General features: G+C 71.6%; 8 protein-coding genes and 1 pseudogene. 5 read left to right on the top strand and 4 right to left on the bottom strand.

The annotated features are described in order from the left end of the window. Positions 1-403: pseudogene (locus G3I19_RS33770) on the top strand (hypothetical protein); the annotation flags it as partial. 167 nt (positions 404-570) lie between these two features. On the opposite strand, the gene G3I19_RS33775 reads toward G3I19_RS33770, so the two are convergent. After that, positions 571-1,338 carry an SDR family oxidoreductase gene (locus G3I19_RS33775; protein WP_164267525.1) on the bottom strand — a complete coding sequence of 256 codons (768 nt, stop codon included), beginning with the start codon at positions 1,336-1,338 and terminating at the stop codon, positions 571-573. A gap of 105 nt (positions 1,339-1,443) precedes the next feature. Here G3I19_RS33775 and G3I19_RS33780 point away from each other — a divergent pair, with 105 nt between their 5' ends. The 3 genes from G3I19_RS33780 to G3I19_RS33790 all read left to right on the top strand — a co-directional run bounded on the left by G3I19_RS33780 (position 1,444) and on the right by G3I19_RS33790 (position 2,755). Further along, a complete protein-coding gene (locus G3I19_RS33780; RefSeq protein WP_164267523.1) occupies positions 1,444-1,674 on the top strand; it encodes a CarD family transcriptional regulator in 231 nt (76 codons plus the stop codon). 200 nt (positions 1,675-1,874) lie between these two features. Further along, positions 1,875-2,462: a TetR/AcrR family transcriptional regulator gene (locus G3I19_RS33785; protein ID WP_164267526.1), complete on the top strand. Its 588-nt coding sequence runs from the start codon at positions 1,875-1,877 to the stop codon at positions 2,460-2,462. Positions 2,463-2,509: 47 nt separating this feature from the next. Continuing rightward, positions 2,510-2,755, top strand: coding sequence for a DUF6011 domain-containing protein (locus G3I19_RS33790; RefSeq protein WP_164267524.1), 246 nt, complete (start codon positions 2,510-2,512; stop codon positions 2,753-2,755). A gap of 50 nt (positions 2,756-2,805) precedes the next feature. On the opposite strand, the gene G3I19_RS37095 is transcribed toward G3I19_RS33790, so the two are convergent. Both G3I19_RS37095 and G3I19_RS33795 read right to left on the bottom strand, forming a co-directional pair. Further along, the gene (locus G3I19_RS37095; RefSeq protein ID WP_203600932.1) at positions 2,806-2,961 is read right to left on the bottom strand and encodes a hypothetical protein; all 156 of its coding nucleotides are present in this window, start codon (positions 2,959-2,961) and stop codon (positions 2,806-2,808) included. Between the two features lie 187 nt (positions 2,962-3,148). Continuing rightward, complete coding sequence (locus G3I19_RS33795) at positions 3,149-3,793, bottom strand: helix-turn-helix domain-containing protein (RefSeq protein ID WP_164267527.1); 645 nt, start codon at positions 3,791-3,793, stop codon at positions 3,149-3,151. A gap of 88 nt (positions 3,794-3,881) precedes the next feature. Between G3I19_RS33795 and G3I19_RS33800 the strand changes: the two genes are divergently transcribed. Further along, positions 3,882-5,093 carry a pyridoxal phosphate-dependent aminotransferase gene (locus G3I19_RS33800; RefSeq protein WP_164267528.1) on the top strand — a complete coding sequence of 404 codons (1,212 nt, stop codon included), beginning with the start codon at positions 3,882-3,884 and terminating at the stop codon, positions 5,091-5,093. Between the two features lie 78 nt (positions 5,094-5,171). Here G3I19_RS33800 and G3I19_RS33805 read toward each other — a convergent pair. After that, a partial coding sequence (locus G3I19_RS33805; protein WP_203600934.1) for a TerD family protein occupies positions 5,172-5,841 on the bottom strand: 670 nt, incomplete at its 5' end.

Consider the following 5,841-nt stretch of genomic DNA (forward strand, 5'->3'; position numbering starts at 1 on the left):
GCTGCGCCGGCTGCACTGCCAGCAGGCCCTCTCGCTGGTGGCCGACGGCGCGGCGGAGCACGAGGTCCGTGAGGTGCTCGACGACGCACAGCTCGGCGGGCTCGCCCGGGTCTGGCTCGCCGAGCGGGGTGCGGCCGATGTGCCCGCGCCGCCGGAGTCGATGATCTTCTGGCTGGCGATCGACACGCTGGCCGCACAGCTGGACGCGGACGGTGAGGTCGAGGAGCTGCAGGGGCTCGTGGAGGGGCTGACCGGACAGCACAGCGGCTTCTTCGACGCGGCCTGGCGGGTGGAGCACCCGGCGACGGCCGACGTACTGGAGGCGATGGGGCGGCTGCACCCGGACCGCAAGGCGGCGAAGGACGCGCGCAAGGCGGCTTTCAAGGCCAGGTCACGCGCCTGAGGGGCTGAGGCGTTCGGTGTGCCCTGTGCTGTGCCGTGCGGCGGGGCGGGCTGCGGCGGCGTCGGACTGCGGCGGGGGTGCGGTGCGCGGGTGCCGCAGCCGTGTCCGGCCCTGCTGTGCCCGGTCTGCCTGGCCCGGCCGGCCGTTCGGGCCAGGCAGACCGGGCCTCAAGTCCGCAGGTAGGACGCCCCGTTGAGATCGAGCACCGTGCCCGACGACCACTCGGCGGCCGGTGAGGCCAGCCAGAGCACCGCGGCCGCGATCTCCTCGGGCGTCGCCACCCGGCCGAACGGCGACTGCGCCCGGATGGCCTCGCCCTCGGCGCCGCTCAGCCGGTCCGCCACCCGCTCCGTACCGAAGAAGCCGGGGGCGACCGATGCCACCCCGATCCCGTACGGCGCGAGGGAGACGGCCAGCGACTGGCCGAGCGCGTGCACGGCCGCCTTGGTCGCGCCGTAGGCCGGATGGTCGGGCTCCCCGCGGAACGCGCCGCGCGAGCCGATGTTCACGATCCGGCCGCCGTTCCCCGCGTCGATCATGCGGCGCCCGGCGAGATGGCTGAGATGCGCGGTGGCGAGCAGATTGACGCTGACGTGCTGCTGCCAGACGGCCACCCACTCCTCGTACGGCGTCCCGGGCAGCGGGTGGCGGACGTTCACGGCGGCGTTGTTCACCAGTACGTCGATGCCGCCGAGCCCGTCGGCCGCGCGCCCGGCGACTTCGGCCGCCACCGCCGGGTCCGAGAGGTCCCCGCCGACCAGGACGTGGCCGGAACCGGGCAGCGCCGCACGTGTGTGCCTGGCGTCGTCCTCCCGGGTGCCGTAGTGCACCGCCACCCGGTCTCCGTTGGCGGCGAATGCGTGCGCGGCGGCGCGGCCCAGGCCGCGGGAGGCACCGGTGATGAGCACACGACGGTCGGTTGCCGGGAATTCCATCCCCTGATCATCGCAGGGAAAATCCGCACGGGGAATCCCCGCTCCGGAGCCGTGCGGCGGGACAGACATGGCGTGAGGAGGTCTCGCGGGCGCATACTGAACGCAATGACTAAGTCAGCCGGATCCCGGCGCCACCTGCCCTCCAGTCCCTTCAACCGCCCGGCCCAAGCGGCCGCACCCATCGAGATCTTCGATGTGGGCGACCGTGTTTCGCATGATCAGTTCGGGCTCGGAAGAGTCATCGGAATCGAGGGCGACAATGACGCTGTGCTCATCGATTTCTCCGGGCGTCAGGGGAGGATCCTCAGCCCTTACGCCAAGCTGACCAAGCTCTGAGTCCGGCGAGGACAAGGAGAACAGGCCGGAGAGGCCGGCCGGCGACCGGCCGTCGGCCCCTGGCCACGAGGGCTGCGTGAGGTGACCCGGTGGGATGCCGGGTCACCGTTGCGTACGGTCCCGGGAAAGGCTGAGCGGGGGCTGTCCCCGGTTGCTGCCTCTACGATACGGAGACGTCCCCGGTCCGCGAGGAGCAGCTGATGCCGAAGCCGATGCGGGCCGATGCGCGCCGCAATTACGAACGCCTCCTGAAGGAGGCCGCCCTGGCTTTCACCGAGCACGGGGTGGACGCTTCCCTGGACGACATCGCGAAGCGCGCGGGCGTCGGCTCGGGCACGCTCTACCGCCACTTCCCCACGCGGCAGGACCTCCTCGGCGAGGTCTATGCCGACCGTATTGACGAACTGGCCGACCAGGCGGTCGAGTTCGGTGCGTCGGGGCGGCCGCCGGGCCAGGCGCTGGCCGACTGGCTGCAGGAGCTCGCGGAGCAGCTGATCCGTCTGCGCGGACTCAGGGCGCTGCTCGGCGCCGCGATGGCAGACGGCAGCACCCCGGTGATCTCGGGCTGCGGCGGCCGGCTCACGGACGCGGCGGGCGAGCTGCTCACGGCCGCGCGGCAGGCGGGTGCGGCGCGCGCCGATCTGGAGACCACGGAGATGCTGCGGCTGACGCACGCGGTGGCCATGGCGGCCGAGCTGGGCGCGGACGGGCCGCCCGATGTGCGCCGCTGTCTCGTGCTGATGATCGAGGGGATCTGCGGCGACGACCGGCGGGCGATGTCCCTGTGAGCCGGGGCGGTCCGCTGGGCGGGAAGCCCGAGGAGCTGCCCGGGGTCATGCCGGGAGTCGTGACCGGGGCCGGGCGGGAGCCGGGGACGGCGGACGGGGCCGGATCGGATGAGCGCGACGGGGTGCGTGACTGGACGGTGCTGTGCGCGATGTGCGGCAGGCCGCTGACGGGTCTGGCCTCACGGCGCACCGGGCTGGGCCCGGCCTGCGACGCGAAACTGCACCCGGCGGGACCCGATATCCGGACCCGTCGGCACGGGGTGGACCAGGATCCGCTCCCCGGCCTGGACTGAGGCGCAGGACGGCCGGTTCTGGCCGTGATGTCACCGTGGCCGGGCGGGCCCTAAGCCGCGGGCTCGATCCCGCCCTGTATCGCGGCCGCCCATTCGAGCAGCAGCACCTCGTAGTCCTCCGATGGCCATTCGCCGTCCGTCGTCTGGGCGTCGACGAGCCTTCGGATGGCGTCGTTGGCCTGAGAGGCGGAAGGGGTGGTGGACATACGAACAAGGCTACGGCCTGCCACTGACAGTTAACCCTCATCTGCGCGTGGTATCGGTCACGTGTTCCGGATAAGGGCGTGTTGTCCGTCACTTGTGCCCGGGTCCGGGGCGGCCGGCGGCCTTAACGGGCCTTTATGGAGACGGAGTTCGGGCCGCCGGGGTTGCCCCGTGCGGGTGCGACCTGGCTCACTCCTGGCCCTGCGCGCCGGCCCCGGCCGGTGCCTCCTGCGGCGTGCCGTGCGACACGGTTTCGAGCCTGGCGCGGCCCTCCCGGACCGCGTGGTCGAGCGAGAGGCCGCCGCCGATCGCGACACAGGTGTCGGCGTCCAGGGTCAGCCGGGCGTCGGGGTGCTCGGCCGGTCCGTCGCCGTAGAGCGGCTCGCCGCCGTCCGTGCGGACGTGGAAGACCCCCTCGTCCATCCGGACCTCGACCACCCGGGGGCCGAGCCCCGCCAGGTGCCGGGCCAGCGGAACGGCGAACCAGTGCGCGCGCAGGGCGTCCGTCGGCCGCCGCTCGCCCATCGCGGGGGTGCCCCAGTCGGCCAGCGCGGTGAGGACGGGCAGCAGGGCGGTGCCCCGCGGGGTCAGCTCGTACACGGAGGCGGGCGCGGGCGGCGGCAGCCTGCGCCGGGTCGCGATCCCCTCGCGCTCCATGTCCTTCAGCCGGGAGGCGAGTACGTCGGTGCTGACGCCCGGCAGGTCGGCGTGGAGGTCGGTGTAGCGGCGGGGGCCCGCCAGGAGTTCGCGGACGATCAGCAGGGTCCAGCGGTCCCCGACGGCGTCGAGCGCGCGGGCGGCGGCGCAGTACTGGTCGTAACTTCGGCGTGGCATGCACCGCAGTCTAGACAGAAAGTTGGACTTTCCAAGCTGGAGCTTGGTAAAACCAAGTGAAGCAAGTGAGACCTGGGAGGGCCACGGCATGGAGTTCCGCCAGTCGAACAAATTGAGTGAGGTCTGCTACGAGATCCGGGGCCCGGTGATCGACCATGCCAACGCACTGGAGGAGGCCGGGCACAGCGTGCTGCGCCTGAACACCGGCAACCCGGCGCTCTTCGGTTTCGAGGCGCCGGAGGAGATCGTCCAGGACATGATCAGGATGCTGCCCCAGGCGCACGGCTACACGGACTCGCGCGGCATCCTCTCGGCACGGCGCGCCGTGGCCCAGCGCTACCAGGCGCTCGGGCTGCCCGATGTCACCGTCGACGACGTCTTCCTCGGCAACGGTGTCTCCGAGCTCATCTCGATGGCGGTCCAGGCCCTTCTGGAGGACGGGGACGAAATCCTCGTCCCGGCGCCCGACTTCCCGCTCTGGACGGCCGTCACCACACTGGCCGGCGGGCGGGCGGTGCACTATCTGTGCGACGAGTCGGCGGAGTGGTACCCGGACCTCGACGACATGGCATCGAAGATCACCGACCGCACCAAGGCCGTGGTGATCATCAACCCCAACAACCCCACCGGCGCTGTCTATCCGCGTGAGATCGTCGAGGGCATCCTCGATCTCGCCCGCCGCCACGGGCTGATGGTCTTCGCCGACGAGATCTACGACCAGATCGTCTACGACGACGCCGTCCACCACACGGCGGCGGCCCTCGCACCCGACCTGGTCGTCCTCACCTTCAGCGGTCTGTCCAAGTCGTACCGCGTCGCGGGCTTCCGGTCCGGCTGGCTGGTCGTCACCGGGCCCAAACAGCACGCGAAGAGCTATCTGGAGGGGCTGATGATGCTCGCCTCCATGCGGCTGTGCGCCAACGCCCCCGCCCAGTACGCCATTCAGGCCGCGCTGGGCGGCCGCCAGTCCATCAGGGATCTCACGGCGCCGGGCGGCCGTCTGCACGAGCAGCGCGACCGGGCGTGGGAGAAGCTCAACGAGATCCCGGGCGTCTCCTGTGTGAAGCCGAAGGGCGCGCTCTACGCGTTCCCCCGGCTCGACCCGAAGGTCCACCGGATCCACGACGACGAGAAGTTCGTCCTCGACCTGCTGCTCCGCGAGAAGATCCAGGTGGTGCAGGGCACCGGCTTCAACTGGCCGCGCCCCGACCACTTCCGGATCCTGACGCTGCCGCACGCCGACGACCTGGACGCGGCGATCAGCCGCATCGGACGCTTCCTGGCGGGCTACCGCCAGTGACGCGCCCTCCGGCGGAGCTGCCCGGGGCCCGGTGGAGACCGCCCCGGAGCGGACTCCACCGGACAGCCTCCGGAGTGCCTAGAGTGCCTGCGCGGCGGGCTTGACCATGCCCCGGACCGTACGGGACTTCACGAAGTCGCCCACCCCCGTCATCTCCCACTCGCCCGAGAACTGCTTGATCAGCTTGGCCATCAGCACCCCGGTCTGCGGTTCGGCCCCGGTCAGATCGAACCTGACCAGCTCCTCGCCGCTCTCCGCGTCGATCAGCCGGCAGTACGCCTTGGCCACCTCGGTGAACTTCTGGCCGGTGAAGGAGTTGACCGTGAAGAACAGGGCGGTGGCCTCCGCGGGGATCCTGCCGAGGTCGACCACGATCACCTCGTCGTCCCCCGCGCCCTCGCCCGTGAGGTTGTCGCCCGAGTGCTTGACCGCGCCGTCGAGGATCGAGAGCTTGCCGAAGTAGCAGCTGTCGATGTGGTTGCGCTGCGGGCCGAAGGCGATGACCGATGCGTCGAGGTCGATGTCCTTGCCGCGGAAGGCCGGCTCCCAGCCGAGGCCCATCTTGACCTTGGACAGCAGCGGTTTGCCGCCCTTGACCAGGGACACCGTCTGGTTCTTCCGGAGGCTGACCCGGCCCTTGTCCAGATTGATCCGTCCGCCGTCGCCGGCGGGCGGTGCGGGCGGTGCTGCGGGGGGCGCCGCCGGGGCCGCGACGGCGACCCGGGGATCCACCGGCGGTGCCGTCGGC

It is taken from the genome of Streptomyces sp. SID10853 (genome assembly GCF_010548145.1).
Classification (GTDB): Bacteria; Actinomycetota; Actinomycetes; order Streptomycetales; family Streptomycetaceae; genus Streptomyces.

Bases quoted from the DNA above. Each gene is read 5' to 3' on its own strand.
- G3I19_RS33785 (WP_164267526.1), top strand. From the start codon at position 1,875: ATGCCGAAGCCGATGCGGGCCGATGCGCGCCGCAATTACGAACGCCTC.
- G3I19_RS33795 (WP_164267527.1), bottom strand. From the start codon at position 3,793: ATGCCACGCCGAAGTTACGACCAGTACTGCGCCGCCGCCCGCGCGCTC.
- G3I19_RS33775 (WP_164267525.1), bottom strand. From the start codon at position 1,338: ATGGAATTCCCGGCAACCGACCGTCGTGTGCTCATCACCGGTGCCTCC.
- G3I19_RS33790 (WP_164267524.1), top strand. From the start codon at position 2,510: ATGCCGGGAGTCGTGACCGGGGCCGGGCGGGAGCCGGGGACGGCGGAC.
- G3I19_RS37095 (WP_203600932.1), bottom strand. From the start codon at position 2,961: ATGTCCACCACCCCTTCCGCCTCTCAGGCCAACGACGCCATCCGAAGG.
- G3I19_RS33780 (WP_164267523.1), top strand. From the start codon at position 1,444: ATGACTAAGTCAGCCGGATCCCGGCGCCACCTGCCCTCCAGTCCCTTC.
- G3I19_RS33800 (WP_164267528.1), top strand. From the start codon at position 3,882: ATGGAGTTCCGCCAGTCGAACAAATTGAGTGAGGTCTGCTACGAGATC.